Origin of the sequence: Rhodococcus sp. W8901 (assembly GCF_013348805.1) — a bacterium.
GTDB lineage: Bacteria > Actinomycetota > Actinomycetes > Mycobacteriales > Mycobacteriaceae > Prescottella.
Genome location: NZ_CP054690.1, coordinates 554341 through 578973 on the forward strand (window position 1 = coordinate 554341; position 24633 = coordinate 578973).

Sequence of the window (24633 nt, forward strand, 5' to 3'; positions counted from 1 at the left end):
GCACTGCCCGACTCCCCAGAAGGCTAACGGCCGAATCGATCGAATGCTTGATGGCGACGCCCGCGGGAGGGTCCGGTGATCGCCTCGGTCACAGACCGGGATCGCTTCGGTCCTTCCCGCAAAATGGAACACGTTCTAAGGTGAAGCGAGCCGAGGTCTGTGCCTCGAATGGGCAGGTCGCTGCGGCGGCACGCAGACGTGAACAGGAAGGAACACCTCACAGTGACCACAGAGGCATTCATCTATGAAGCCATCCGAACCCCGCGCGGCCGGGGCAAGAACACCGGTTCGCTGCATTCGGTCAAGCCGATCTCGCTGGTCACCGGCCTGATCCAGGAACTGCGCACCCGCTTCCCGGACCTCGACGAGAACCGCATCTCCGATGTGATCCTCGGTGTCGTCTCCCCGCTCGGCGACCAGGGCGCCGACATCGCCCGCACTGCCGTGACCGTGGCCGGGATGCCCGAGACGGTCGGCGGCGTGCAGATCAACCGCTTCTGCGCCTCCGGCCTCGAGGCCGTGAACATGGCCGCGCAGAAGGTGCGCTCCGGCTGGGACGAGCTGGTCATCGCAGGCGGCGTCGAGTCGATGTCCCGGGTGAAGATGGGCTCCGACGGCGGCGCCTGGATGCAGGACCCCGCCACCAACTTCGACACCTACCTGGTGCCGCAGGGCATCGGCGCCGACCTGATCGCCACCATGGAGGGCTTCACCCGCGAGGACGTGGACGCCTACGCGGCGCGCTCGCAGGACCTGGCCGCCAAGGCGTGGGCGGGCGGTTACTTCGCCAAGTCCGTCGTCCCGGTCAAGGACATCAACGGCATCACGGTCCTCGACAACGACGAGCACATGCGTCCGGGCACCACGGCCGAGGCGCTCGGCAAGCTGGCGCCGTCGTTCGCGGGTCTCGGTGAGTTGGGCGGCTTCGACGCCGTCGCGCTGCAGAAGTACCACTGGGTCGAGAAGATCAACCACGTCCACCACGGCGGCAACAGCTCCGGCATCGTCGACGGCGCCGCGCTGGTGCTCGTGGGCAGTGAAAGCGCAGGGCAGGCCATGGGCCTGACACCGCGTGCCCGCGTCGTCGCGACCGCCACCTCCGGCGCCGACTCGACGATCATGCTCACCGGCCCGACGCCGGCCGCGCACAAGGTGCTCGCGCAGGCCGGTCTGACGGTCGACGACATCGACCTGTTCGAGATCAACGAGGCGTTCGCCGCCGTCGCCCTGAAGTTCCAGAAGGACCTGAACATCCCGGACGAGAAGCTCAACGTCAACGGTGGCGCCATCGCGATGGGTCACCCGCTCGGCGCGACCGGCGCCATGATCACCGGAACCATGGTCGACGAGCTCGAGCGCCGCGGCGCCAAGCGCGCCCTCGTCACGCTGTGCATCGGCGGCGGCATGGGCGTGGCCACCATCATCGAGCGCGTCTGACGCTCACGGACCAAGCAGGAGATACGAAACAGTGAGCGATCAGAACATCATCAACTGGGAGCAGGACGCCGACGGCATCGTCGTGCTCACCATCGACGACCCCAACCAGGGCGCGAACACCATGAACGACCGCTACATCTCGTCGATGCAGGAGACCGTCGACCGGCTGTACGCGGAGAAGGACTCGATCACCGGCGTCGTCCTCACCTCCGGCAAGAAGACCTTCTTCGCGGGCGGCGACCTGAAGAACATGATGAAGGTCGGCCCCGAGGACGCCGAGCAGATCTTCAACCACAGCCTCACCCTCAAGGCCGACCTGCGTCGCCTCGAGACCCTCGGCAAGCCGGTCGTCACCTGCATCAACGGTGCGGCGCTCGGCGGCGGCCTGGAGATCGCACTCGCCACGCACCACCGCATCGCGGCGGACGTCAAGGGCGTCAAGATCGGCCTGCCCGAGGTCACCCTCGGCCTGCTGCCCGGCGGCGGCGGCATCGTCCGCACCGTCCGGATGTTCGGCCTGATGACCGCGCTGACCCAGATGCTGCTGCAGGGCCAGCAGCGCGGGCCGCAGCAGGCCAAGGAGGTCGGCCTGGTCGACGAGGTGGTCTCCTCCGTCGACGAATTGGTCCCCGCCGCGAAGGCGTGGATCAAGGCCAACCCCGAGGGCGGCGTCCAGCCGTGGGATGTCAAGGGCTACAAGATCCCCGGCGGCACCCCCGCCACCCCGGCGTTCGCGGCGAACCTGCCGGCCATCCCGGCGAACCTGCGCAAGACCCTCAAGGGTGCGCCGATGCCGGCGCCGCGCGCGATCCTCGCCGCCGCGGTCGAAGGCAGCCAGGTCGACGTCGACAACGCGCTGCTCATCGAGTCCCGCTACTTCACCTCGCTGGTCACCGGCCGTGTCGCGAAGAACATGATCCAGGCGTTCTTCTTCGACATGCAGGCGATCGGTTCGGGTGCCTCGCGTCCCAAGGACATCCCCAAGCGTGAGATCAAGAAGGTTGGCGTCCTCGGCGCCGGCATGATGGGCGCCGGCATCGCGTACGTGTGCGCCAAGGCCGGAATCCCGGTGGTGCTCAAGGACGTCACGATCGAGGCCGCCGAGAAGGGCAAGGCGTACTCCGAGAAGATCGAGGCCAAGGCGCTCTCCCGCGGCAAGACCACCGAGGAGAAGTCCAAGGCCCTGCTGGCGCTGATCACGCCCACCGCGGATCCAGCCGACTTCGCGGGTGTCGACTTCGTCGTCGAGGCCGTCTTCGAGTCGCCCGACCTGAAGAAGAAGGTGTTCCAGGAGATCGAGGACATCGTCGAGCCCGACGCGCTCCTCGGCTCCAACACCTCGACGCTGCCGATCACCGATCTCGCGACCGGCGTCAAGCGGGCCGAGGACTTCATCGGCATCCACTTCTTCTCGCCCGTCGACAAGATGCCGCTGGTGGAGATCATCCGCGGCGAGAAGACGTCCGACGAGTCGCTGGCGCGGGTGTTCGACTTCGTGCAGGCGATCCGCAAGACCCCGATCGTCGTCAACGATTCGCGCGGGTTCTTCACCTCGCGCGTGATCGGCACCTTCGTCAACGAGGCCATCGGCATGGTCGCCGAGGGCATCGAGCCGGCCACCATCGAGCAGGCGGGCATGCAGGCCGGCTACCCGGCGGCACCGCTGCAGCTGTCGGACGAGCTGAATCTGACGCTGATGCAGAAGATTCGCGCCGAGTCGAAGGCCGCCGCGCTGGCCGAGGGCAAGGCACTGCCCGCCGACCCGGCCGGCGACGTCATCAACTACCTGGTCGAGGGCAACGACCGTAAGGGCCGTCTCGGCGGCGCGGGCTTCTACAACTACGAGGACGGCAAGCGTTCCGGCCTGTGGCAGGGCCTGCGTGAGCACTTCAACTCCGGTTCGGTCACGCCGCCGATCCAGGACCTGATCGACCGCATGCTGTTCATCGAGGCCATCGAGACGCAGAAGTGCTTCGACGAGGGCGTCATCACGTCCACCGCCGACGCCAACATCGGCTCGATCATGGGCATCGGCTACCCGGCATGGACCGGTGGCGTGAGCCAGTTCGTCGCCGGCTACGAGGGCGGCAAGGCCGGCTTCGTCAAGCGCGCCGAGGAACTCGCCGCCAAGTACGGCGAGCGCTTCACCCCGCCGGCGTCGCTCGAGGCCTGAGCGGCGAATTTTCGGCAGAATCTCGAAGGTGCCCTCCGTCCGTCACCGGACGGAGGGCACCTTCGTCTCTGTCGGTGGGAACTCGTGCCTGCGGGGCGTGCGGGGGAACTATATTTCGGGGCTGTACATCTCGATGTCAGAAGGATCGGTGTCTGACCTGTCTGACCTGCCCTAGCGGAGAGGACTCGGCCGTGTCGGATGACCGTGAACAGGCCCCCGCCACGTCGATGCTCGATCGGATCGAGCTGGTGCTCGAGGCGCTCGACGACAACGGGTATCTGACCCTGAGTCAGACGACGCGGCTCACCGGAATTCCCAGCTCGTCGGCGCATCGTCTGCTCGAGAAGATGGTGTCGATGCGCTGGCTCAACCGTGACGGATCGCGGTACGAGCTGGGGGTTCGCCTGTTCGAACTGGGATCGCGGGCAGTGCGCAATCACTGGTTCCATCGGACCTCGTTGCCGATCCTCCAGGATCTGCACCGGTCCACCGGTGCCGTCGTCCACCTCGCGTTCCTCGACGGTGCCGACAGCATCTACTGGGACAAGCTGTCGGGCACGTTCGGTGCCAAGGTCCCGTCCCGGATCGGCGCCCGCTATCCGGTGCACCGCTCGGCGGTCGGGAAGGCGCTGCTCATGACCCTTCCGCGCGAGGTATTCGACCAGCCGGCGTTCGCGCACCTGGAGGCCGGTGTCGTGGGCGGGCGGAAGGCCCTGGAGGCCGAACTGGATCGCGCCCTCGCCGAGGGGGTCACCTACGACCGGGGCACCGCCGTCCCGGAGCTCGGGTGCATCGGGGCGCCGATATCGCGGGGGATCCCCAAGCCCGCCGCGATCTCGATCTGCGGTCCGCTCGACCGCATCACGAACGACCGCCGGATGGCCGAGGCCGTGCAACGAGCGGCCGCGGCGATCGAGCGGGCGGCACGCCAGGTGAACGCGGCCTCCCGCACGACGTGACGATGCCCGCCGTCCGTACTCGGACGACGGGCATCGGCGACATCGGTGTGGCGGCGATCAGCCCTTCCACCACGGGCGCAGCGGCACGTTCGCCTCGCCGTCGGGTCCGAGCTTGACGGCCAGCACCTGGTGCAGCTGAACGACGTTGCGTTCGAATCCCAGCCGCGAACCGGCCATGTACAGGCCCCACACCTTCGCGGTGCCCTCGCCGACCTCGGCGACGCACGCGTCCCAGTTCTCGACCAGGTTCCGGCACCAGCCGGCGAGGGTCAGCGCGTAGTGCTCGCGCAGGTTCTCCTCGTGCCGGACCTCGAGGCCGACGTTCTGGATCTCGCTGATTATCCGGCCCGAGCCGGTGAGCTCGCCGTCCGGGAAGATGTACCGGTCGATGAAGTAGCCGGCCTTGGCGCCGCTGCGGTTGTCGGGCCGGGTGATGCAGTGGTTGAGCAGCCGTCCGCCCTCGCGCAGCTTCTCCTTCATGAAGCCGAAGTACGCCGGGTAGTTGTGGACGCCGATGTGCTCGGTGAGGCCGATCGACGAGATGGCGTCGAACCCGGTCTCGTGGACGTCCCGGTAGTCCGAGAACCGCACCTCGGCCAGCTCGGACAGGCCCTCCTCGGCGATCGCCTTCTGCGCCCACTCGGCCTGCTCCCGCGAGAGCGTCGCACCGATGACCTTGACGCCGCGCCGGGCGGCGTAGCGGACCATTCCACCCCAGCCGCAACCGATGTCGAGCAGCCGGTCGCCTTCCTTCAGGCCCAGCTTCTCGAAGACCAGTCGGTACTTGTTCTCCTGCGCGTCCTCGAGGCTCTGGTCCTCGGACTCGTACGCGGCGCACGTGTACGTCATCGAGGGGCCCAGCACGTGCTCGTAGAAAGTGTTCGAGACGTCGTAGTGGTGGTGGATCACCTCGGCGTCGCGGGTCTTGGAGTGCCGCAGGCCCTCCGCGAATCGGCGCCACCGCGGCAGGTGCTCCTGCGGCGGGGGAGCGATGGGACGCAACTTGTCCCAGCCGATGGACCGGGTGATCGTTGCGAGTTCCTTCGCCGACGGGCGGTGGAAGTGCAGGTCGGTCATCGCCTTCAGGATCGCGTACGGATCGCCGGGATGGACGCCGACGGCCTCGAGATCGCCGGAGACGTACGCGCGGGCCATGCCGAGGTCGCCGGGGGCGGTGGCCAGGTAGGTGGTGCCGCGTGTCGACTTCAGGTGGAGGCCGTACTGTGCGTCCTCCGGCCCGGTCGCGCTGCCGTCGTACGCGGTGAATCGCAGCGGGATCCGGCCGTCGGAGACGGTTTCGAGAATCTCCGCGATGCTGAGTTTCTGCGCCGTGTCGGGGTTCGTTCTGAGAGTCGTCACTTTCGTTGCACCGCCTTCGAATAGAGGTCCAGGAGACGTGAATCGGGGTCGTACCGCTTCTTGATCTGGGTGTAGTGCTCGCCGCCGTAGAGCAGCGCGAACTCGTCCTCGCCGTAGAACGAGTCGGAGTACAGGGACTTGTGACCGTCGAGGTCGCTGACCTTCTTCTCGATCAGCCGGTTCGCCGCGCCCTCGGGTGCGCCGGCCTCGATCGGCACGGACGACCAGAATCCGACGTTGACGTAGGTGCGTCCGGGCTCGAGCGGGTACAGGGGCCACGGCCGCGTGGTGTCCGCCGCGGGATGCGCGGGATCGCGAAGGCGCAACGGGCACAGCCACAGCGGCTCGATCGGGATCTCGTCGAGGAACCAGTGCAGGAAGTCCGCCGTGTTCTCGATCGGTACCTCGATGTCCTGTACGACGCGCTCACGCGGCGGCAGCCCCTTGCGGGCCTCGAGGCGGTCGGCGATGTCGTACTTCTGGTCCAGCCCGATGAGCTTCCAGTAGAAGCTGCTGCGGCGGTAGCGCTTCGGCCAGAAGCGGCGGATCTTGGGGTTCTGGGTGCCGAACGCGCGCGAGCACCAGAACCAGTCGGTGTCCCAGCGCCACAGGTAGTCGTGGATGGTCAGGCGGTCCGTCTTCGGGTGGTTGACCGATTCGTGCTGGATGGACCGGTAGTAGATGTCCATGTCGGTGTAGTCACTCACCGGGCCCGGCTCGTCGGTCTGCACCCCGAGCGTCAGGTAGGCCTCCGTCGCGGTGAACACGACGCCGTCGAGGTAGTCGACCGCGATCCCGTCCCATCTGCGCTCCTCGACGATCCGGTCCATCGTCTCCTCGAGCTGCTTCAGGTCGGTGAAGCGCAGGTGGCGCAGCGCGACATAGGGTTTCACCGCCTCGAGCTCGATCCGGATCCGCGTGGAATAGCCGAGGGTCCCGTACGAGTTCGGGAACGACCAGAACAGATCGGAGTGCTCCCCGTCCGGGGTGGCGGTGATGATGTCGCCGCTCCCGGTGAGGACGTCGATCTCGAGCACCGACTCGTGCGGCAGGCCGTTGCGGAACGACGTCGATTCGATGCCGAGCCCGGTCACCGCGCCGCCGAGGGTGATGGTCTTGAGCTGCGGAACCACCGGCGGCGCCAGCCCGTACGGCAGGGTGGCGGCCACGAGGTGCTCGTACGTGCACATGCCGGCGACGTCGGCGGTGCGCGCCTCCCGGTTCACCGAGATGACGCCGTCGAGGCCCGAGACGTCCAGTCCGGGGGCGGTGCTCTTCGCCCGTGCTCGGAACAGGTTCGACGTCTTCTTCGCCAGTCGCACGTTCGCGTCCGGGGGAATTGCCCGGTAGCTGGTCAGCAGACGATCGACTCCTGCGCGATGCGCGGCGAGTCCAGTTTCGCGGATACCACTCGTAGAGTCGGCCACACCCTGACGCTATCGCTAGTCGGATCGGCGGGCCACGGATATCCCGGTGCGTCGCCATTCTGTAGCCATGCTAACGACTTGGCGGCCGCGGCGTGAGGTGCCCGCACGATCGTCGCCATCGCGGGCGAACGTGCAGGATGGAGGGGTACACCCAGAGCAAGGAGACAGTTAGTGGCACAGGTCAGCGCCAGCAGTTCGATCACCACCACCGCGGCCCCCGAGCATGTGCTCGCCGCCCTGTCGGACTACGAGACCGTCCGACCGCGGATCCTGCCGCAGCAGTATCTCGACTATCGGGTGCTCGAGGGCGGCCAGGGCGCGGGCACGGTTGCCCAGTGGACGCTGCAGGCCACCGAGAAGCGCTCGCGTGACATCAAGGCGTCGGTCACCGTTGCCGGCCACACCATCACCGAGCGTGATGCGAACTCATCACTCGTCACGACGTGGGAGGTGGCCCCCTCCGGGACCGGCTCCACGGTCACCACGACGACGGAGTGGAAGGGCGCGGGCGGCATCGGCGGCTTCTTCGAGCGCACCTTCGCGCCCCTCGGGCTGCGCAAGATCCAGGAGAAGACGCTGTCGAATCTGGTTCGCGAGCTGGGGTAAGGCCCGCGACGGACTACGCTGGCAACGCGACTTCAGAAAGGACCATTCAGGTGCAACCAGGTGGACAGCCCGACATGCAGCAGCTGCTCGCGCAGGCGCAGCAGATGCAGCAGCAGTTGATGGCCGCGCAGGCGGAAATGGCGCAGGCCGAGGTGACCGGTCAGGCCGGTGGAGGCCTGGTGACCGCGACGGTCAAGGGCACCGGTGAGGTCGTCGGCCTCACGATCGATCCCAAGGTGGTGGATCCGGACGACGTCGAGACCCTGCAGGATCTCGTCATCGGTGCGATCGCCGACGCGTCGAACAAGGCGCAGGAGTTCGCGGCGAGCAAGCTCGGCCCGCTGGCTGGCGGCTTCGGTGGGGGCGGTCTGCCCGGACTGCCCGGTTTCTAGGACCGCGCGTTGTACGAGGGTCCCGTCCAGGACTTGATCGACGAGCTGGGCAAGCTGCCCGGTATCGGGCCCAAGAGCGCCCAGCGCATCGCGTTCCACCTGTTGACGGTCGAGCCGCCGGAGATCGACCGGTTGCAGGCCGTCCTGCAGCGGGTGCGCGACGGCGTCCAGTTCTGCATCGTGTGCGGCACCGTCTCCGAGGAGGAGAAGTGTCGCATCTGCTCCGACCCGCGTCGGGACCGGACGATGGTGTGCGTCGTCGAGGAACCGAAGGACGTGCAGGCGATCGAGCGCACCCGTGAGTTCCGGGGGCGCTACCACGTTCTCGGTGGCGCGCTCGATCCGCTCAGCGGCATCGGGCCGGACCAGCTGCGGATCCGGGAGTTGTTGGCCCGCATCGGCAATCAGGAGGACGGCGTCGACGTCGCCGAGGTGATCATCGCGACCGACCCGAACACCGAGGGGGAGGCGACGGCGACGTACCTGGTGCGGATGCTGCGGGATTTCCCCGGCCTGACGGTGTCCCGGCTGGCGTCGGGGCTGCCGATGGGTGGCGATCTCGAGTTCGCCGACGAGCTCACGCTCGGTCGCGCGCTGTCGGGGCGCCGGACGCTGTAGCGGCTACCGAGCCTGCGGTGTGCCCCCGAGTCCGTGTCCCGGATTCGGGGGCACACTGCTCTGCGCGGTCACCGTCCGGCGGAGCGACTCGACCAGGTCGGACAGGCCGGGGGAGGCGGCCGCGCCGGTGCGGACGATCCCGCTCACGGGCACGCGCAGCCGGTTGCGGGCCTCCCGCATGAGGGCCAGTCCGGTGCGGGGTGCCTCGCCGACGGTGCTCGCGTAGAGGACCGTCCAGGCCCGGGGGTTGGTGATGACGTCGAGGATCGCGGTGTGGTCGCGCGCGATCGGTGGCCCGAGTTGCACCCGGCGTCCGACGTCGACGAAGGCGTTCTCGACGACCGTGTGGATCAGGACCTGACTGGACCGCGGTGGCAGCAGTAGCGGGTAGGGGGCGAGCTCGCCCAGTTCGACGGTGGAGAACGCCGACACCGGATGCCGGCTCGACGTCGCGATCATCAGGTCCTCGACGCCCAGTTCCACCGTCTCCAGGCCCGGTCGGTCCACCTCCCCGCGGATCAGGGCGATGTCGGCGTCCCCGGCGGACACCGCGTCGATGCGGTCGGTGAAGTTCTTGATCACGAACTCGATGTCCAGGTCCGGGTGCCGCTCGCGCACGCGGGCGATGGCGTCGAGGCTCTGCGGCGCGAAGCTCATGCTCGCGGTGATCCGGATCCGGTCGCGCGGTCCCTTCGCGACGGCGAAGGCCTTGGTCTCGAGGCTGAGCACCTCCTGCGCGATCGGTACGAGCCGGGTTCCGGCCGGGCTGAGGCGCACGACCCGGGTCGATCGTTCGAACAGCGGCGCGCCGAGTTCCTGCTCGAGCTTGGTGATCTGGTGGCTGATGGCAGACTGCGAAATGAAGCAGCGCTCGGCCGCTCGGCTGAAGCTCAGCTCCTCGCTCACGGCGAGGAAGTAGCGCAGCTGTCGGAAGTCCATGACGACATACTACTTATGAGCAATCGAGATAACTGTTTTCCGAATATCCCTGATTACTGGCGCAAACGTCGTTAGCGCTCCTACGGTGTTCCTCATACATCTCGACGAGGAGGTACCCGTGAGCGAAGTAGCAGTCGACCGGACCGAAGTAGTGATCGTTGGTTCCGGATTCGGTGCCCTCGCTGCGGCGAAGAAGCTGGCCAAGGCCGGCAAGCCCTTCGTTCTGATCTCGGAGACCACCGAGCATCTCTTCCAGCCGCTGCTGTACCAGGTGGCGACCGGTGTCCTGGCCGCCGGTGAGATCGCCCCGTCGGTGCGCGCGATCCTCGCCAAGTATCCCAACGCCGACGTCCGGCTCGGCCGCGTCGTCGACGTGCACCCGGAGGAGCAGGAGCTGGTCTACGAGGCTGCCGGTCAGCGGCACACTCTCGGCTACAGCTCGCTGATCGCCGCCACCGGCGCACGGCAGTCGTACTTCGGCCGCGACGAGTTCTCGAAGGTCACCTACGCGCTCAAGACCGTCGACGACGCCGAGCGGCTGCGCGCCCAGATCGTGCGCTGCTTCGAGGAGGCTCACACCACCACCGACCTCGAGCGCCGCAAGAACCTGCTCAGCTTCATCGTCATCGGTGCCGGTGCGACCGGTGTCGAGCTGGCCGGGCAGATCAAGGAGCTCGCGGGTCGCTACTTCGAGCAGTCGATCCGCGGCGTCACCGCCGACGACGTCACCGTCACCCTCGTCGAGGGCGCCGGGGTCGCGATGCCCGCGTACGGCGGCAAGCTCAGCGAGTACACCAAGGAGTCGCTCGAGAAGTCGGGTGTCGAGGTGGTCCTGGGCACCCTCGTGACCGATATCGACGAGCACGGCGCGACCTTCAAGGCGCACGGCAGCGACACCGGTGAGCGTCGCACCGCCGAGACCATCATCTGGTCGGCGGGCGTGCAGGCCAACGACTTCGCGGCCGCGCTCGCCGAGCGCACCGGTTGCGAGACCGACCGCGCCGGACGCCTGCTGGTCAACCCCGACCTCACCGTCGGTGGCCGCGCCGACATCTTCGCCGTCGGCGACATGACGTCGCTGAACAACCTGCCCGGGCAGTCGCCTGTCGCGATGCAGGGTGGCCGGCACGTGGCCGCGACGATCCTCGGTAAGACCAAGCGCGGCACGCCCTTCAAGTTCCGCGACAAGGGCTCGATGGCGATCATCAACCGCTTCCGCGCCGTGACGAAGGTCAAGAGCATCGAGCTCACCGGCTTCGTCGCGTGGGTGCTGTGGCTCGCGGTGCACATGGTGTACCTGGTGGGCTTCCGCAACCGCTACGTCGCGGTGATGTCGTGGTTCGGATCGTTCCTCGGCCACCGGCGCCCGCACTTCCACTACGCGCAGGAGATCGGGCCGATCGAAGCCCCGGACACCCGCCTCACCGACGACGAACCAGTCAAGGCTGCCGCTTAGCTCATCGACAACGGGCGGTTACTGCGACATCGGCCGAGAGCCGAGCGCAGTAACCGCCCGTTCGGCGTTTCTAGGCGAGGGCGCGCAGCGCCAGATCGCGCAACTCGTGCTTCTTGACCTTGCCGGTCGCCAGGCGCGGCAACCGCTCGCAGAACTCGATGGTCTTCGGAACCTTGTAGCCCGCCATGTGGGTTCGGACGTACTCGCGCAGCCGCTCGGCGGTCACGTCGTCGGCGGGAACCCCCGGATCGAGTTCGACCACCGCGTGGACGTATTCGCCCATCTCGGGGTCGGGAAGCCCGAAGACCGCGACGTCGGACACCTCGGGGTGGGCCGACAGGCACGACTCGATCTCGGCGGGACAGATGTTCACGCCCCCGGAGATGATCATGAACGACTTGCGGTCGGTGAGGAACAGGTAGCCGTCCGCGTCGAGGTAGCCGACGTCGCCGACGGTGGACCACTGCGCGTGGTCGGGATGCCGGGAGTCGGCCTTCTTGTAGGTGTCATTGTGGTACTCGAACGGCACGACGTCGCGCTCGAAGTAGACGGTGCCGATCTCGCCGTCCGGGAGCGGGCTGCCGGCCTCGTCGCAGATGTGCGGGACGCCGAGCACCGCGCGGCCCACCGAACCGGGGCGGTCGAGCCATTCCTGTGCGGTGATGAACGTGATGCCCATTCCCTCGGTGCCCGAGTACAACTCGCACACGATCGGCCCCACCCAGTCGATCATCTGATGCTTCACCGCGGGAGGGCACGGGGCGGCCGCGTGCAGGACGTTCTGCAGCGTCGACAGGTCGAAGCTCTCCCGTTCCGCGGCGGGCAGTTTCAGGAGTCGGACGAACATCGTCGGCACCACCTGCGTGTGCGTGACGGAGTACTGCTCGATCGCGGCGAGGAAGTCCCTGGCGTCGAAGCGCTCCATGAGGACCACCGTCGCGCCCAGCGCCTGCGCGCCGACCGACCACTGCAGCGCCGCCGAGTGGTACATCGGTGCCGGCACCAGGTAGGTGGAGGTCTCGCCCATCCCGAGCAGGCTGCTCGCGAAGTGGCCGGCGCCCATGCCGCGCGGGTCGTCGATGTCCATACCCGTCAACGGCCGTCGAATGCCCTTGGGGCGACCGGTTGTTCCCGACGAATAGAGCATCATGTCGCCGCGGGGCTGCTCCGCGAGCGGGACCGGATCGAACCGTGCCATCGCGGCCTCGTACGCCTCGAACCCGTCGACGGTGCCGTCCATCATGAACCGGTGCGGCGTGTCGGTCAGTTCGGGGAGGACCGCGACCGCGAGGTCGGTCATGCGTGTCGTCGTCACCAGCACCTTCGCCCGGCAGTCGTTGACGATGTAGGCGGCCTCGTCCGCTGTGAGATGCCGGTTCACGGCCGTGATGTAGAGCCCGGATCGGACTGCCGCCCAGTACACCTCGAAGTATCGCGGGTGGTTCTCGGCGAGGATCGCGACGTGGTCTCCTTTGCGGAGTCCGAGCGCAAACCACTGCTGCGCCAGTCGGTTCGAACGGTCCTCGAGCTCTCGATACGTTACCGTCTCGCCGGTGGCGGCCATGACGACCGCCGGCCGGTCGGGCGAGGTCGCTGCGTAGACGCCGGGATACATGAAGTCGAGCCTCCTAGCTGTTGTGGCCTGAGAGGAGTCCCGGGCCCGATCTGCCTTGCCCGCCGAAACGGCGGAACCAGGGGTTGCGCTGGAGGCGCCATTGTCGCCTCCGTCACTACTGCGTGTGCCGAATCTCGCTCAGTGGGAACGCTTTCCGCGAAACGCCCGGTCGAATCGAGACGAACCAGGCCGCCCCGATCACCATGGTGCAGCCGACGAGCTGCGGGAGCGTGGGGCGCTCTCCGAGCACGACCATCGCGGCTGCGATCGCGAGAACCGGTTGGAGCAGCAGCAGGGTGGCGCCGACCTCGGGTGCCAGTCGGGGCAGCGACCGGCCGAGCATGATCCAGCCCAGGAACTGCGCCGACAATGCCAGGGCGAGCAGCCAACCGAACGCACTCCACCCGGGGGCGAGATCGACCGGACCCCACAGTGATCCGGCGGCCGAGCCGACCACGCCCGCCGCGGCCGTCGAGACGAGGACCTGGGCGGCGGCGGTCTCGGCGGAACCGGATCGGCCGACGATGAAGATGTAGCCTGCGTACGCGACGCCGGACAGCAGCGCGAGGAGCGCTCCCCACGCCAGGTCCGGGCCCGTGGACGCGCCGTCGCTCAGTCCGGCGGCGAGTGCGATGCCGGCGAACAACACCGGGGCGGACACGACGAACCGCATCGGAATGCGCGTCCGGAAGATCAGGAACGAGAACAGCGGGACCACGACCACCTGGACGTTCACGAGGACGGTGGAGATACCGGCTCCGATCAGCAGGATGGACTGCGACCACAGTGCGAAGTCGACACCGAGCAGGGAGCCGGCGACGGCGTAGCGGGCGACGGCGCGGCGGGACAATCCGTGTCCGGCCCGGTGCTCGCGCAGCCGCGAGGAAGGCGAGTGGCGGCAGCGCGAGCAGGCATCGGTAGAACACGGCCGTCGCGGGGGCCACGTCCGCGAGGCGGATGAGTACGGCCGTCAGCGAGATGCAGCGGGCTCCCCAGACGGCGACGGCGCGCGGGTCGCGGAACCCGCCGAACACGGGGCCGGCGGCCGGGCGGGCGGTGGGGAAACGAACGGTACGCACTTCTGAGATTCTGCGTTCGACCTGCGGAAACGGCAAGTAAGAAGTTCTTCTTACGATTCGGTAGTGTTTCTGCCGTGTTGAACCTCGATCGAGTACGAGCGCTGTGCGCCGTGGCGCAGGCGGGGTCGGTGGCCGCGGCCGGCCGGATCCTGCATGTCACGCCCTCCGGGGTGTCCCAGCAGCTTGCCAAACTCGAACGCGAGGTCGGTGCGGTCCTGCTCGAGCCGGCGGGGCGCGGGGTGCGGCTGACGCCGGCCGGTGAACTCCTCGCCCGTCGCGGCGAGGAGTTGCCGTCCCACGCCTCCGGGATCGAGGCCGAGATCGCGGCGATGCGCAGTGAGGTCGTCGGCCCGATCCGGTTCGGGGCGTTCGTCACCGCGTCACGGCTCGTGCTTCCGGGCGCGGTGACGTTCCTGCTGTCCCGGTACCACGTCCACGTGACGGTCACCGAGGCCGAAACCGAGGTCACACTCGAGTCCGTCAGCCGGGGCCGGATCGACATCGGTGTCGTCGACAGTTGGGAATCGGCGCCCGTCGAGATCCCGACGGAGCTGGAATCGCGACTGATCCACCGCGACACCGCCGATGTCGCCCTCCCCGCGGATCATCCGTTCGCGCGCAGCGCCGTGGTTCCGTTGTCGGCGCTGTCGGCAATGCCGTGGGTGGCATGGGGCTCGGGGACCGCCTTCCACGCGTGGCTCGTGCGGACGCTGCGGCGGCAGGGTTTCGAGCCCCGGGTCGACTTCGAGGCGTCCGACATCTCGACGCACCTCGCCTTTGCCGCCGCCGGACTCGCGGCGGCGCTGGTGCCCCGTCTGGCGGTGGACCGGCCGCCCGCCGGGGTGGCGCTCGTGGCCACCGAACCCCGCCTCCACCGCGACATCTACGCGGTGGAGGCGGCGTTCGGGAGCGGGGAAGCTCAGGACTCGCGCAGTGAGTGATCCTGCTCGACCCCCAGGTCCCGCGGGCAGTAGCCCACCGGATACCCGGGGTAGGTGCGGTTCCGCGGATCGTGCGCCGACGCCGACGCCCGCCGCTTCGGGAGCAGGCGCACCACCGCCGACCTGGAACGCAGCCCCGCCTCGGCGGCTGCCCGCACCCGGGGTGAGCCCTTGGGGAATCCGAACGCGGTACTCATGCGGTGGTCGATCAGCGCGTAGACGGCCGCCGCGACGGGGCGGGCCAGGGCCTTCGGGTACCACGACTGGAACAGGCCGAGCGTGTACGTACCGATCCGGTGGTTGTCCTCGCTGTAGACGAAGTGCTCGCGCTCGTAGTCCATCTTGAAGCGCTGGAAATCCTGATACGAGTCGGGAATGTCCTTGATTCCCATGCGGATTCCCACCTGACGGTAGAAGTGGAACGACGCCAGGCGCTCGTGCGGATGCAGCCGACGCCAGCCGTACCGGTCGATCCAGTCGATCGGGTCGTACACGAACGTCGACAGCACGTACAGCATGTCGTCGTTCGAGATCGTGTAGCGGCCGTGCATGCGGTTGATGTTCCGCAGCGACTCCCGCCCCCTCGGCGAGTCGTAGCCGTGCTCGATGAGTTCGGCCATCAGCAGCGCGGTGTCGTCGTAACGCTTCTGCGGCCGGTTCTCGAATTCGCCCGTGCGGGCGAGGAGTTCGGAGATCGTCGGAACGCAGTACGTCCGGAACAGCGCGAACTCGAGGGAACGTTGGTAGTCCCACGGGAATTCGTAGCCCGCCGTGATCCGCAGGATGTCCTGGTGCCGGGTCGCTGGATCGAGTTGCTCGATCACCTCGACCCACCCCATCCGGCCCGGACCGGGCCGCTGGTCGGGGTCGGGTGGAGGGAAGGTGCCGGCGCGGCGAGAGTTGGTGAGGCTCATCCCGGTCACCGACCGTGCCGGGCCTTGAGCATCCACGCGGAGATCTTCATGTCCCGCGCGGACCGCTCGAGGGTCAGCAGGTTCAGTGGGGCCGAGAACTTCTGGACGGTCACGGCCTTGGGTCGGCTGAACTCGCGGAGGCCGTCGGTGCCGTGGATGCGGCCGAACCCGGACTCCCCGATGCCGCCGAACGGCAGCGACGGGATGCCCGCGAACCCGAGGACCGAGTTCACCGACACCATGCCGGTGCGCAGGCGGTCCGCGATGTCCTTTCCGCGGGAACGGTTTCCGGTGAACACCGACGCACCGAGGCCGTAGGACGTGGCGTTGGCGCGCTCGATGCCCTCCTCGAGGTCGCGCACCTTGTTGACCACGACGGTGGGCCCGAACGTCTCCTCGCACACGGCCGACGAGGATTCCGGGACGTCGGTGAGGATCACCGGATCGACGAATCGTTCGTGCACGGAGTCGATTCCGCCGATCACCGCGCGAGCGCCCTTGTCGAGGGCGTCGGCAATGTGGCCGCGTACGACGTCGACCTGGCGGGGCAGGGTCATCGGGCCGTACGTGTCCCCGTCCGTGCTGCCCGGACGGACGCGCTCGACCGCGGCGGTGAACTTGTCGAGGAACTGCCGGTACACCGGCTCGGCGACGTAGATGCGCTCGACGCCCGCGCACGTCTGGCCGGCATTGCCGAACGCGCCGAAGGCGGCGAACTCGACGGCCTTGTCCAGATCGGCATCCTCGGCGACCAGCATCGCGTCCTTGCCGCCGCACTCGGCCACCAAGGGGGTCAACGTCTCCGCGCACACCGCCATCACCTTGCGGGCGGTCGGGCCGGACCCGGTGAACGCGATCTTGTCGACCCCGGCCCGGCACAGGTCCGCGCCGGTGGCGCCCAGCCCCGTGATCACCTGCAGCACGGGCTGGGTCGGGGCGAGCGAGTTCCACTTGGCCTCGAGCCACTTGCCGACACCGGGGGTGAGCTCGCTGGGCTTGAACACGATCGCGTTGCCGGCGGCGAGGGCGTACGAGATCGAACCCATCGGCGTGTACACGGGGTAGTTCCACGGGCCGATGACGCCGACGACGCCCATCGGCTTGTAGCCGAGGGTGGCCGACTGGTTGGCGCTGACCAGTCCCGATGGCACCCGACGGGGCTTGAGGACCTTCTTGGCGTTGCGGGCGGCCCAGTCGAGATGCTCGACGGCGAGCATCACCTCGAGGAGCGCGTCGTCGTGCGGCTTGCCGGTCTCTGCGGACACGACCCTCGCGAGACCGTCGGCGTCCGAGGCGATCGCCTTCTTGAACTCGAGCAGCCAGTCGCGGCGTCCACGGAACCCCTGTGCTTCCCACCAGCGGGCCGCGCCGTGTGCTCGCTCGACGGCCGCGTGCACGTCGGCCGCGTTCGCGACGGGGTATTCGGCGAGCACCTGGCCGGTGCGGGGATCGAGGCTCTCGAACGCGGGTGCGTCGGTGGGGGATGGAGAAGCAGGTAAACCGGGTGCCGCGTCGCTCGAAGACAGTTCTCGGGTCATGTCGGGCTTCCTCCAAGGGATCGCATCAAATATATTTGATGTGATTTACTGTGGTGACGCTCACACTATTCGGCGCGGCCGGTGTGGACAACCCCCACGCGCGGCGTCCTCGCCCGGCCCGTACCGCACGGATCTCGGTTCACTCGATTCTTCGCAGGCAGGAGCACATCAATGACGATCGACTTCACCGCCGAGCAACAGGATTTCGCGCAGGCAGTGGCCGCGTTCTGTCGCAAGGAATGCGGTACCCGTGAACAGCGTGACGCCCTCACCGGACGCGGCGAGCACAACCACAACCAGGACCTCTACCTCAAGATGGCGGCGCTGGGGTGGCTCGGTGTCACGGTCCCCGAGGAGTACGGCGGATCCGCCGGCACCGCCGTCGACATGTGCATCCTGCTCGAGCAGGCCGCCCGCGGCATGGCGCCGATCGGCGGTATCGGGCCCACCCTCATCACCGGCGCCGCGTACGAGAAGTTCGGGACGCCCGCGCAGAAGGAGGCGGTGCTCGGGGGCATCGTCCGCGGGGCGTCCGAGTCGATCTCGATGTCCGAGCCCGAGGCCGGTTCCGACGTCGGCAACCTCAGCTGCCGGGCCGAGAAGGTGTCCGACGGCTGGCTGATCAACGGGCAGAAGACGTGGTGCTCCAACGCACACTTCGCCGAGAACATCCTGCTGGTGGCGCGCACCGATCGCAGCGGCTCCAAGCACGAGGGGCTCACGATGTTCCACCTGCCGGCGGACACCCCGGGACTGAAGATCAGCGGCATCGAGACGATGGGCGGCAAGGAGGTCAACGACCTGTACCTCACCGATGTCCTGCTGCCCGACGACGCCGTGGTCGGCGAGGTGGGCCGCGGGTGGACGCAGTTGATGACCGGACTCAATATCGAACGGCTGATCCTCGGCGCCATGATGCTCGGCACGGCGCAGCGGGCGTTCGACGACGCGCTCGAATTCATCACGCAGCGAAAGCAGTTCGGCCGACCGGTAGGGACGTTCCAGGCGCTGCGGCACCGCATCGCGGACCTCGCCACCGAGATCGAGTGCACCCGGCTGCTGGTGTACAGCACGGCGCGGCTGATCGACGCGAACCCGACGAAGCTGTTCCCGCGCGAGGCGTCGATGGTGAAGCTCAAGGCCACCGAGACCGCGAAGAAGGTGGCGCTCGAGGGCATGCAGATGATGGGCGGCTACGGGTACGCCACCGAGTTCGACATGGAGGGTCACGTTCGCAAGACGCTGGTGTCGTCGATCTACGGTGGCACCAACGAGATCCAGCGCGACATCATCGGCAAGACGTACGGGTTGTAGGAGCCGATCGTGGTTGCACCGGTACGTCCGACGCGGCCGCTGCGTCGGACACAACTCTCCGACGACGTGGCGGCGCATCTGCGCGGCGCCGTGATGTCGGGGCGATTGCGGCCCGGCGAGTTCGTGCGACTCGACGAGACCGCAGCCGAACTCGGGGTGAGCGTCACGCCGGTGCGCGAGGCCCTGCTGACCCTGCGCGGCGAGGGCATGGTCGAGTCGGTGCCCAACCGTGGCTACGTCGTCTCACGTCTGGCGCCGGAGGACGTGCACGACATCTTCTGGCTGCAGGGGCAGATCACCGTGGAGCTGGCGGTGCGTGCATCCAGGTCCGCGGGGACCGAGGACCTGACCCGGCTCGGGGAACTCAACGACGTGCTGCGTGACGCCGTGACACTCGCGGACCCGGACCGGATCGCGGACGCGGAGTACGAGTTCCACCGCGAGCTGTGCCGCATCGCGGGCGGCCCGAAGCTGGCGTGGTTCCTGCTCAACGCCGCGCGGTACACGCCCTACCGGCTGTACGCGGCGGATCCGGCATGGGGTGAGCTGGCGGTGCGATCCCACACGAGTCTGATCGAGGCGATCCGTGTCCACGATCGGGACGCGGTAGTGCGCCACACCCGCATCCAGTTCGACGATGCGGCCGAGCGGCTGGTCGCGCACCTGGGGCGAGCGGGGATCTGGACATGACCGCCGGATCGAATCCGGTTGCTGTGGAGAGCAACTCGACTGGGAAGGGAGGCCATGCGATGGCCACCGAGACCGCTGGCCGACAGACCGGGATCCGGGCGGGGGAGCCGCCGGCCGGCACGGTCGACCTGGCCGACTTCGTCGGGGAGTCCATGCTGCTGATCGGGGCAGGGGCGACCGTCCTGCTCCAGCTGGCGCTGCCGGGCGTGGGGCACGGCGTCGCCGAGCACAGCACGACGCTCGAACGACCGCTGGACCGACTGCGCACCACGATGACGTACGTGTACGCCGTCACGCGCGGCACGCCCGAGGAGAAGCAGGCTGTGGTCCGGTTGGTGAACCGGGCACACGTCCCGGTGCGATCCGAACGCTACAACGCGTTCGATCCGGAGCTACAGCTGTGGGTGGCGGCGACGCTGTACCGCAACGGCTCCGACATGTACTCGCGGTTCTTCGGTGCCCCCTCGGATGCCGACGCGGAGCGGCTGTACCGGCAGTCCGCGGTGTACGGCACCGCTTTGCAGGTCAGGGACGACATGTGGCCTGCCACCCGGGCCGAGTTCGATGCCTACTGGGACCGGATGATCGCGTCGGCGGAGGTGGACGATCAGGTGCGAGCGTACGTGCGGGGCCTGCTCTCCGGTGGCAGGGCGCCGCTGCCGGTGCGGCTGGTGATGCCGCTGCAGCGCTTCTTCACGATCGGATTGCTGCCGTCCCGGATCCGTGACCAGTTCGAGCTGCCGTGGAGCCCACGCGATCAGCGCCGCTTCGACCGGTTCATGGCGGTCCTGCCCGTCGTCTACCGGCGAGTTCCGCGGCCGATCCGCCAGATCACCGCCACGTACTACCTGCGGGACATGCGCCGGCGCCTCGCGGCGCACCGGCATCTCATCTGACGCGCTCGGGCCGGATCGTTCAGCTCGACGCGGTCGGAGGTCGGCGCCCCGGCAGGCCCAGCGCCGTCCGCTCGCACACCCGCACCAGATCCGTGGCAGTGATGACTCCGGTGACCTGCTCGCCGTCCACAACGACGAGGAGGTCTCGGCCGGGTCGCAGCACCGCCTTCGCCGTCACGTCGGCCAGACGATCGCCGGGGTGTACCCGAGCCGGGTCCGGCAGTCGTCGTGCGAGAGCCCCGAGTTTCCCGCGCCGCTCCTCGGGCGACGCGCGGGAGATGTCGCGTAGCGACAACACGCCCACCGGTCGGTTCCACCGGTCCACCGCCGGGAAGGTGCGGTGGTGCAACGTCGGCAGGACGTCGGACACGAACGTCGTCACGTCCTGGTCCGCGTGTACGACGACGGCGGGGGTGCTCATCACGTCGTGGACCGTGAGTTCTCCCATCCGGTGACGCATCGACGCGCCCATCAACTCGACGGAAGCCGCGTTGCGGAGGAACCAGCCCAGCAGCATCAGCCACAGCCCCGAGATGCTGCCGACGAGCACGACCTGTACGGCGCCCAGCACGATCAGACCGAATCCGATGATCCGACCGCTGCGGGCCGCGCCGGCCGCCGCGGTCAGGCGGTCCCCACTCCTGCGCCAGAGCGCGGCATGCAGCACCCGTCCGCCGTCGAGTGGGGCGCCGGGCAGCAGATTGAACACGGCCAGAATCATGTTGGCGGTGCCCAGCCAGGCGAGAGAAGCGGTGACGACCGGGTCGACGAGGTCGTGCACGCCGAAGGCGAGGATCACCGCGCTGATCCCGATCGCGAGACTGGCCAGCGGGCCGGCGAGCGCGATCCGCAACTCCGAACGCGGATCGGCCGGCTCGCCGCGCAACTCGGACATCCCGCCGAGCAGCCACAGCGTGATGCGCTCCACCGGCACACCGTCGTGGATAGCCACGATCGAATGCGCGACTTCGTGGGCGGCGATCGAGAGCAGGAACAGCACGGCGGCGACCGTGCCGACCGTCCAGTACTCGATGGCCGACCGTCCGCCGAACTCTGTCGGAAGGACCGACGTGGACATCAGGCCGGCGATCAGGACCAGGGTCGCGAGCAGGGACCAGTGCGCGTAGATGCGAACACCCACGACCCGACCGGCGGGCATCGACCATCGCAGCATCCCGGCCACCTCCGATCCGGGCCGCGTGTTGCTCCACACCCATTCTTCCTTCGATCGTCTCGGTCCCGCCACTGCGCAGCCGTCGGTCGCGAAATGGGGGCGGCGTCAGAGTGCGACGTCGCGTTCGAGCCCGAACCAGAAGTGCTCGCCGCCGTCGAAGACCAGCGTGCCCTTGCCGTTCATGACGCCGATGACGGTGTCGTCGTCGACCTTCTTGAAGTGATCGAACACCGGCATGCCGTCGTAGACCATCGTTGCGGTCACCTCGCCGCGGAAGGCCACCTCCCAGAGGCTGGCCTCGCCGTGCCCGGTCCCGATGTCGGAGAACAACTGTCCGTCCTCGCCGCGGCAGAGCAGGGGCTGGACGTCCGACTCGCTCGCGAACGCCTTGCCGTACCAATGTGCCTTGTCGAGAAGACGGCTCGTCCGGTGCCCGGTGTCGAAGGCAAACCCACGCCAGCGGAATCCGATGAGGTCGACAGGGCGGCACGGCTCCAGCCGTGCCCAGAGTTCGTCGAGTTCGCGCGGATCGATCCGATCGGTGCGGGCCCGCAGCGCCGCGACCTCGTCCTGCAAGTTCATGCTCAACCTCCTGTGTCGTCGGTCGTGAACGTCAGTACCGCCTTGACCACGTCGCCGGACCGGGCCGCGGTCACAGCATCGTCGATCCGGTCGATCGGGAACGTCCGAACGATCTTCTCGATCGGGAACCGGCCCTGCCGCCACAGATCCACGAGCCGGGGTAGGAACACCAGTGGGTCGGCGTCGCCCTCGATCACGCCGGTGAGGGTACGGCCGTTGAGCAGGTGGCTCTGGTCGACGGTGATCGGGTTCCGCCCCGGTCGCAGGCCCAGCGTCGCGCACGTTCCCGGAGCGCGAAGCGACGACAAGGCTTGACGGACAACGGAGTCCGTGCCGACCGACTCCACCGCGAAGTCGACGCCGCCGTCCGAGGCGTGGCGCACCGCCCGGCCCACGTCGGCGTGGTCGGTGGGGGAGGCCATGACCGCCGCCATCCCCACAGCCCCGAGACCGAACACCGCGAGGGACGCACCGGGTTCGGGGCGGAGGACCTCGAGGACGGTCCCCGCCCCCGTCTGCAGGCCACAGCCCAGAGGTCCCGCGAGCGCGACGGGCACGTCGCGGGGTAGTGGCACCGTGTTACGGGCGGAGGTGACCGCGTACGAGCACATCGACGACTGTCCGAACCAGTTGCCGTGCAGTGCAGACCCGTCGGCCTCGGTGAGCGTGGTGCTGCCGTCGGCGCGGGTGCCGCCGTAGTTCAGTGCCGCGAAGCGCGTGCAGTAGGCGGGCCGGCCCCGCGCACAGTTGCGGCAGTCCCGGCACGAGTCGAAGCCGAGGACCACGGGATCGCCCGGCGCCAGCCCGGTCACCTCGGCCCCGACCGCTTCGATCACCCCGGAGCCCTCGTGTCCCAGAACCGCCGGCAGGGGGAAGAGGACGCCGCCCGCCGCGGCCGTGAGATCGGTATGACAGATGCCCACGCCGTGGACGCGAACGAGCACCTCGTCCGCGCGGATGGAGGGAACCCTGACGGATTCGAGCCTGAAGGGCTCTCCGTGCCCGCGCAGTACGGCAGCGGTCGCCGAGACACTCACGCGTCGGTCGTCTCGCCGAACAGTGTCGCGAGCATGAGCGTGCGAACCCGCGCCTCGTTGGCCGCGGTCGGTTCGAAGCGCATCACCCGCCCGACGTCCAGCACCAGGCTCAGCGCCGCATGGACGAGGAACCGGCATTCGACCGCGGAGAGTCCGGGCCGGGACTCCCGGAGCAGGCGGGCCCACTCCTCGACGTTGAGCCGCTGCGTGTTTCGCAGGTCCGTGCGATGCGCATCCGGAAGGCTGCCGATCTCGGCGAAGTACACGCTCATCAGTTCCGATTGCGCGAACGACAGCCGCACGTAGACCTCCACGAGCGACGCCAGGGCCTCGCGCGGCGTACTGGAATCGCCCAATGCGGTACTGACCGCGACGGCCAGCCGGTCCGCTGCACGGTGGAACGCCGCGGCCAGCAGGTCCGACTTGCTCGAGAAGTGCCGGTAGACGCCGGACGCGTTGATGCCTGCAGCCTGCCCGATCTCCTCGATGCTCACCTCGTGGTACCCGCGGGCGTGGAACAGCACGATCGCCTCGTTGAGCAGCACTTCCCTCTTGTTGGACAACGGGATTCCGCTGCCTCCGTCGGAGGCAGTCTCGGGCTCCTCGTGCGTGGGGAGTTCGGCCCGGGACACAGACCGGCAGGCGGCGAGGAGCAGGCTCTCGAGGCGGCGAGCGGGCAATGTAGCCCGATGGACGGTGATGCTCCCGATGACGCTGAGCATGGCGACGCAGATCTGCAGGTTGTCCCGCCGACCGAGGTCCGGGCGGAGTTCCTCGAGCGTCGCGCCGATCCGCCGGTTCACGGTCGAGATGGTGTCTCGGATGCACGCACGGTCGCGGGACTCGAGATATCGGCTCTCCCAGCGGTAGAGACCGGCGGTCCGCCGGTTGGCGACGGTGGTGCGGATCGCGGCCAGGATCTGTTGATCGAGACGTTCGGCCGGGTCGGGAGCGACCTCGTTCGCGTCGTCTGCGATGGCGTCCTCGAGTGCGGTCGCGAGCCCGGTCGCGGCGTGCAGGAAGAGCGCGTACTTGTTGGGGAAGTGGCGGTAGAGCGCCGGACCGGAAATGCCGACAGTCGTGGCGATCTCGTCGATGCTGACGCTGTGGTAGCCACGCTCGCTGAAGGCTTCCGCGGCGACCGCGGCGATCTGCGCCTTCCGGTTCTTCGGCCTGCGCCGAGGCTCGCCGGTGGCCACGTGTTGCACGTCGATGCGGACACGTCCCGCGCGGGCCCCGGCCTTCGTCCGTTCCGCCACCGAACCTCCTGACGCGTGGGGACTGGTGGCCGAAGCATAACGCACAGGTGAGTCCCGATGACCCTTGTTCGTGAACTGGATTGTTCCGTCCGTCAGTGACATTCGCCTGGACACGAGGGGTTGACAAACCGGCGGTGCGTCGCGAAAGTTAACGCCAATTCTTGCACGGTCCGGTCTGAGTCAGACGGCCGGATGCTTCGCCGCTCGTGTCGCACCGCCCTTTCGTTC

The 24633-nt window shown here is 68.3% G+C and carries 22 protein-coding genes; 11 read left to right on the top strand and 11 right to left on the bottom strand.

Going from position 1 to position 24633, the window contains the following annotated elements:
• The first annotated feature begins 222 nt into the window (after positions 1 to 222).
• The 3 genes from HUN07_RS02515 (at position 223) to HUN07_RS02525 (ending at position 4569) form a co-directional block, all read left to right on the top strand.
• Positions 223 to 1437 carry an acetyl-CoA C-acetyltransferase gene (locus tag HUN07_RS02515; protein ID WP_174907735.1) on the top strand — a complete coding sequence of 405 codons (1215 nt, stop codon included), beginning with the start codon at positions 223 to 225 and terminating at the stop codon, positions 1435 to 1437.
• 31 nt (positions 1438 to 1468) lie between these two features.
• Positions 1469 to 3610 (top strand): 3-hydroxyacyl-CoA dehydrogenase NAD-binding domain-containing protein, encoded by a 2142-nt coding sequence (locus tag HUN07_RS02520; protein ID WP_174907737.1) that lies wholly within the window; start codon positions 1469 to 1471, stop codon positions 3608 to 3610.
• 191 nt (positions 3611 to 3801) lie between these two features.
• Entirely contained in the window at positions 3802 to 4569 is a 768-nt protein-coding gene (locus HUN07_RS02525) for an IclR family transcriptional regulator (RefSeq protein WP_174907739.1), read from the top strand.
• Positions 4570 to 4626: 57 nt separating this feature from the next.
• Here HUN07_RS02525 and HUN07_RS02530 read toward each other — a convergent pair whose 3' ends face one another.
• Both HUN07_RS02530 and HUN07_RS02535 read right to left on the bottom strand, forming a co-directional pair.
• Positions 4627 to 5928, bottom strand: coding sequence for a class I SAM-dependent methyltransferase (locus HUN07_RS02530; protein ID WP_174907741.1), 1302 nt, complete (start codon positions 5926 to 5928; stop codon positions 4627 to 4629).
• Positions 5925 to 7355, bottom strand: coding sequence for an FAD-binding oxidoreductase (locus tag HUN07_RS02535; RefSeq protein WP_174907743.1), 1431 nt, complete (start codon positions 7353 to 7355; stop codon positions 5925 to 5927). The genes HUN07_RS02530 and HUN07_RS02535 overlap by 4 nt, the downstream gene beginning before the upstream one ends.
• Positions 7356 to 7526: 171 nt before the next feature.
• Between HUN07_RS02535 and HUN07_RS02540 the strand changes: the two genes are divergently transcribed.
• Genes HUN07_RS02540 through recR form a run of 3 tightly spaced genes read left to right on the top strand, consistent with a single transcriptional unit; the run spans position 7527 to position 8971 of the window.
• Positions 7527 to 7961 (top strand): SRPBCC family protein, encoded by a 435-nt coding sequence (locus HUN07_RS02540; protein WP_174907745.1) that lies wholly within the window; start codon positions 7527 to 7529, stop codon positions 7959 to 7961.
• A gap of 50 nt (positions 7962 to 8011) precedes the next feature.
• Complete coding sequence (locus tag HUN07_RS02545) at positions 8012 to 8353, top strand: YbaB/EbfC family nucleoid-associated protein (protein WP_114721269.1); 342 nt, start codon at positions 8012 to 8014, stop codon at positions 8351 to 8353.
• Between the two features lie 9 nt (positions 8354 to 8362).
• Positions 8363 to 8971: a recombination mediator RecR gene (gene recR, locus HUN07_RS02550; protein ID WP_114721267.1), complete on the top strand. Its 609-nt coding sequence runs from the start codon at positions 8363 to 8365 to the stop codon at positions 8969 to 8971.
• 3 nt (positions 8972 to 8974) lie between these two features.
• On the opposite strand, the gene HUN07_RS02555 is transcribed toward recR, so the two are convergent.
• Complete coding sequence (locus HUN07_RS02555; protein WP_174907747.1) at positions 8975 to 9910, bottom strand: LysR family transcriptional regulator; 936 nt, start codon at positions 9908 to 9910, stop codon at positions 8975 to 8977.
• A 118-nt stretch (positions 9911 to 10028) separates the two neighbouring features.
• Here HUN07_RS02555 and HUN07_RS02560 point away from each other — a divergent pair, with 118 nt between their 5' ends.
• Complete coding sequence (locus tag HUN07_RS02560) at positions 10029 to 11366, top strand: NAD(P)/FAD-dependent oxidoreductase (protein ID WP_254622753.1); 1338 nt, start codon at positions 10029 to 10031, stop codon at positions 11364 to 11366.
• A 70-nt stretch (positions 11367 to 11436) separates the two neighbouring features.
• On the opposite strand, the gene HUN07_RS02565 is transcribed toward HUN07_RS02560, so the two are convergent.
• Positions 11437 to 12981, bottom strand: a complete 1545-nt coding sequence (locus tag HUN07_RS02565) for an acyl-CoA synthetase (protein ID WP_174907749.1) — start codon at positions 12979 to 12981, stop codon at positions 11437 to 11439.
• A gap of 115 nt (positions 12982 to 13096) precedes the next feature.
• Positions 13097 to 13831: a DMT family transporter gene (locus HUN07_RS02570; RefSeq protein WP_254622754.1), complete on the bottom strand. Its 735-nt coding sequence runs from the start codon at positions 13829 to 13831 to the stop codon at positions 13097 to 13099.
• 303 nt (positions 13832 to 14134) lie between these two features.
• On the opposite strand from HUN07_RS02570, the gene HUN07_RS02575 reads away from it, so the two are divergent.
• Complete coding sequence (locus HUN07_RS02575) at positions 14135 to 15001, top strand: LysR family transcriptional regulator (RefSeq protein ID WP_174907751.1); 867 nt, start codon at positions 14135 to 14137, stop codon at positions 14999 to 15001.
• Here the strand turns inward: HUN07_RS02575 and HUN07_RS02580 are convergent.
• Together HUN07_RS02580 and HUN07_RS02585 are read right to left on the bottom strand one after the other, a co-directional pair.
• On the bottom strand, positions 14980 to 15915 hold the full coding sequence (locus tag HUN07_RS02580) for an oxygenase MpaB family protein (RefSeq protein WP_441346795.1): 936 nt from the start codon (positions 15913 to 15915) through the stop codon (positions 14980 to 14982). The genes HUN07_RS02575 and HUN07_RS02580 overlap by 22 nt on opposite strands.
• Positions 15916 to 15920: 5 nt before the next feature.
• The gene (locus HUN07_RS02585) at positions 15921 to 17453 is read right to left on the bottom strand and encodes an aldehyde dehydrogenase family protein (RefSeq protein WP_174907754.1); all 1533 of its coding nucleotides are present in this window, start codon (positions 17451 to 17453) and stop codon (positions 15921 to 15923) included.
• A gap of 171 nt (positions 17454 to 17624) precedes the next feature.
• Between HUN07_RS02585 and HUN07_RS02590 the strand changes: the two genes are divergently transcribed.
• From HUN07_RS02590 to HUN07_RS02600, 3 genes are read left to right on the top strand one after another with little or no spacing between them, the layout of a single operon-like run.
• Positions 17625 to 18767 carry an acyl-CoA dehydrogenase family protein gene (locus tag HUN07_RS02590; RefSeq protein WP_114721251.1) on the top strand — a complete coding sequence of 381 codons (1143 nt, stop codon included), beginning with the start codon at positions 17625 to 17627 and terminating at the stop codon, positions 18765 to 18767.
• A gap of 9 nt (positions 18768 to 18776) precedes the next feature.
• Positions 18777 to 19457 (top strand): GntR family transcriptional regulator, encoded by a 681-nt coding sequence (locus HUN07_RS02595; RefSeq protein ID WP_114721249.1) that lies wholly within the window; start codon positions 18777 to 18779, stop codon positions 19455 to 19457.
• A 59-nt stretch (positions 19458 to 19516) separates the two neighbouring features.
• Positions 19517 to 20353: an oxygenase MpaB family protein gene (locus tag HUN07_RS02600; protein ID WP_254622755.1), complete on the top strand. Its 837-nt coding sequence runs from the start codon at positions 19517 to 19519 to the stop codon at positions 20351 to 20353.
• Positions 20354 to 20372: 19 nt separating this feature from the next.
• On the opposite strand, the gene HUN07_RS02605 is transcribed toward HUN07_RS02600, so the two are convergent.
• From HUN07_RS02605 to HUN07_RS02620, 4 genes are all read right to left on the bottom strand, one after another.
• Positions 20373 to 21566 (bottom strand): site-2 protease family protein, encoded by a 1194-nt coding sequence (locus tag HUN07_RS02605; protein ID WP_254622756.1) that lies wholly within the window; start codon positions 21564 to 21566, stop codon positions 20373 to 20375.
• A 66-nt stretch (positions 21567 to 21632) separates the two neighbouring features.
• Positions 21633 to 22109, bottom strand: a complete 477-nt coding sequence (locus HUN07_RS02610; RefSeq protein ID WP_174907756.1) for a DUF4334 domain-containing protein — start codon at positions 22107 to 22109, stop codon at positions 21633 to 21635.
• A gap of 2 nt (positions 22110 to 22111) precedes the next feature.
• Entirely contained in the window at positions 22112 to 23146 is a 1035-nt protein-coding gene (locus tag HUN07_RS02615) for an NAD(P)-dependent alcohol dehydrogenase (protein WP_174907758.1), read from the bottom strand.
• Positions 23143 to 24405 (bottom strand): TetR/AcrR family transcriptional regulator, encoded by a 1263-nt coding sequence (locus HUN07_RS02620; protein ID WP_254622757.1) that lies wholly within the window; start codon positions 24403 to 24405, stop codon positions 23143 to 23145. Before HUN07_RS02620 ends, HUN07_RS02615 begins: the two co-directional genes overlap by 4 nt.
• Between the last annotated feature and the right edge of the window lie 228 nt (positions 24406 to 24633).

Bases quoted from the DNA above. Each gene is read 5' to 3' on its own strand.
- HUN07_RS02555 (WP_174907747.1), bottom strand. From the start codon at position 9,910: ATGGACTTCCGACAGCTGCGCTACTTCCTCGCCGTGAGCGAGGAGCTG.
- HUN07_RS02565 (WP_174907749.1), bottom strand. From the start codon at position 12,981: ATGTATCCCGGCGTCTACGCAGCGACCTCGCCCGACCGGCCGGCGGTC.
- HUN07_RS02580 (WP_441346795.1), bottom strand. From the start codon at position 15,915: ATGAGCCTCACCAACTCTCGCCGCGCCGGCACCTTCCCTCCACCCGAC.
- HUN07_RS02585 (WP_174907754.1), bottom strand. From the start codon at position 17,453: ATGACCCGAGAACTGTCTTCGAGCGACGCGGCACCCGGTTTACCTGCT.
- HUN07_RS02590 (WP_114721251.1), top strand. From the start codon at position 17,625: ATGACGATCGACTTCACCGCCGAGCAACAGGATTTCGCGCAGGCAGTG.
- HUN07_RS02600 (WP_254622755.1), top strand. From the start codon at position 19,517: ATGGCCACCGAGACCGCTGGCCGACAGACCGGGATCCGGGCGGGGGAG.
- HUN07_RS02610 (WP_174907756.1), bottom strand. From the start codon at position 22,109: ATGAACTTGCAGGACGAGGTCGCGGCGCTGCGGGCCCGCACCGATCGG.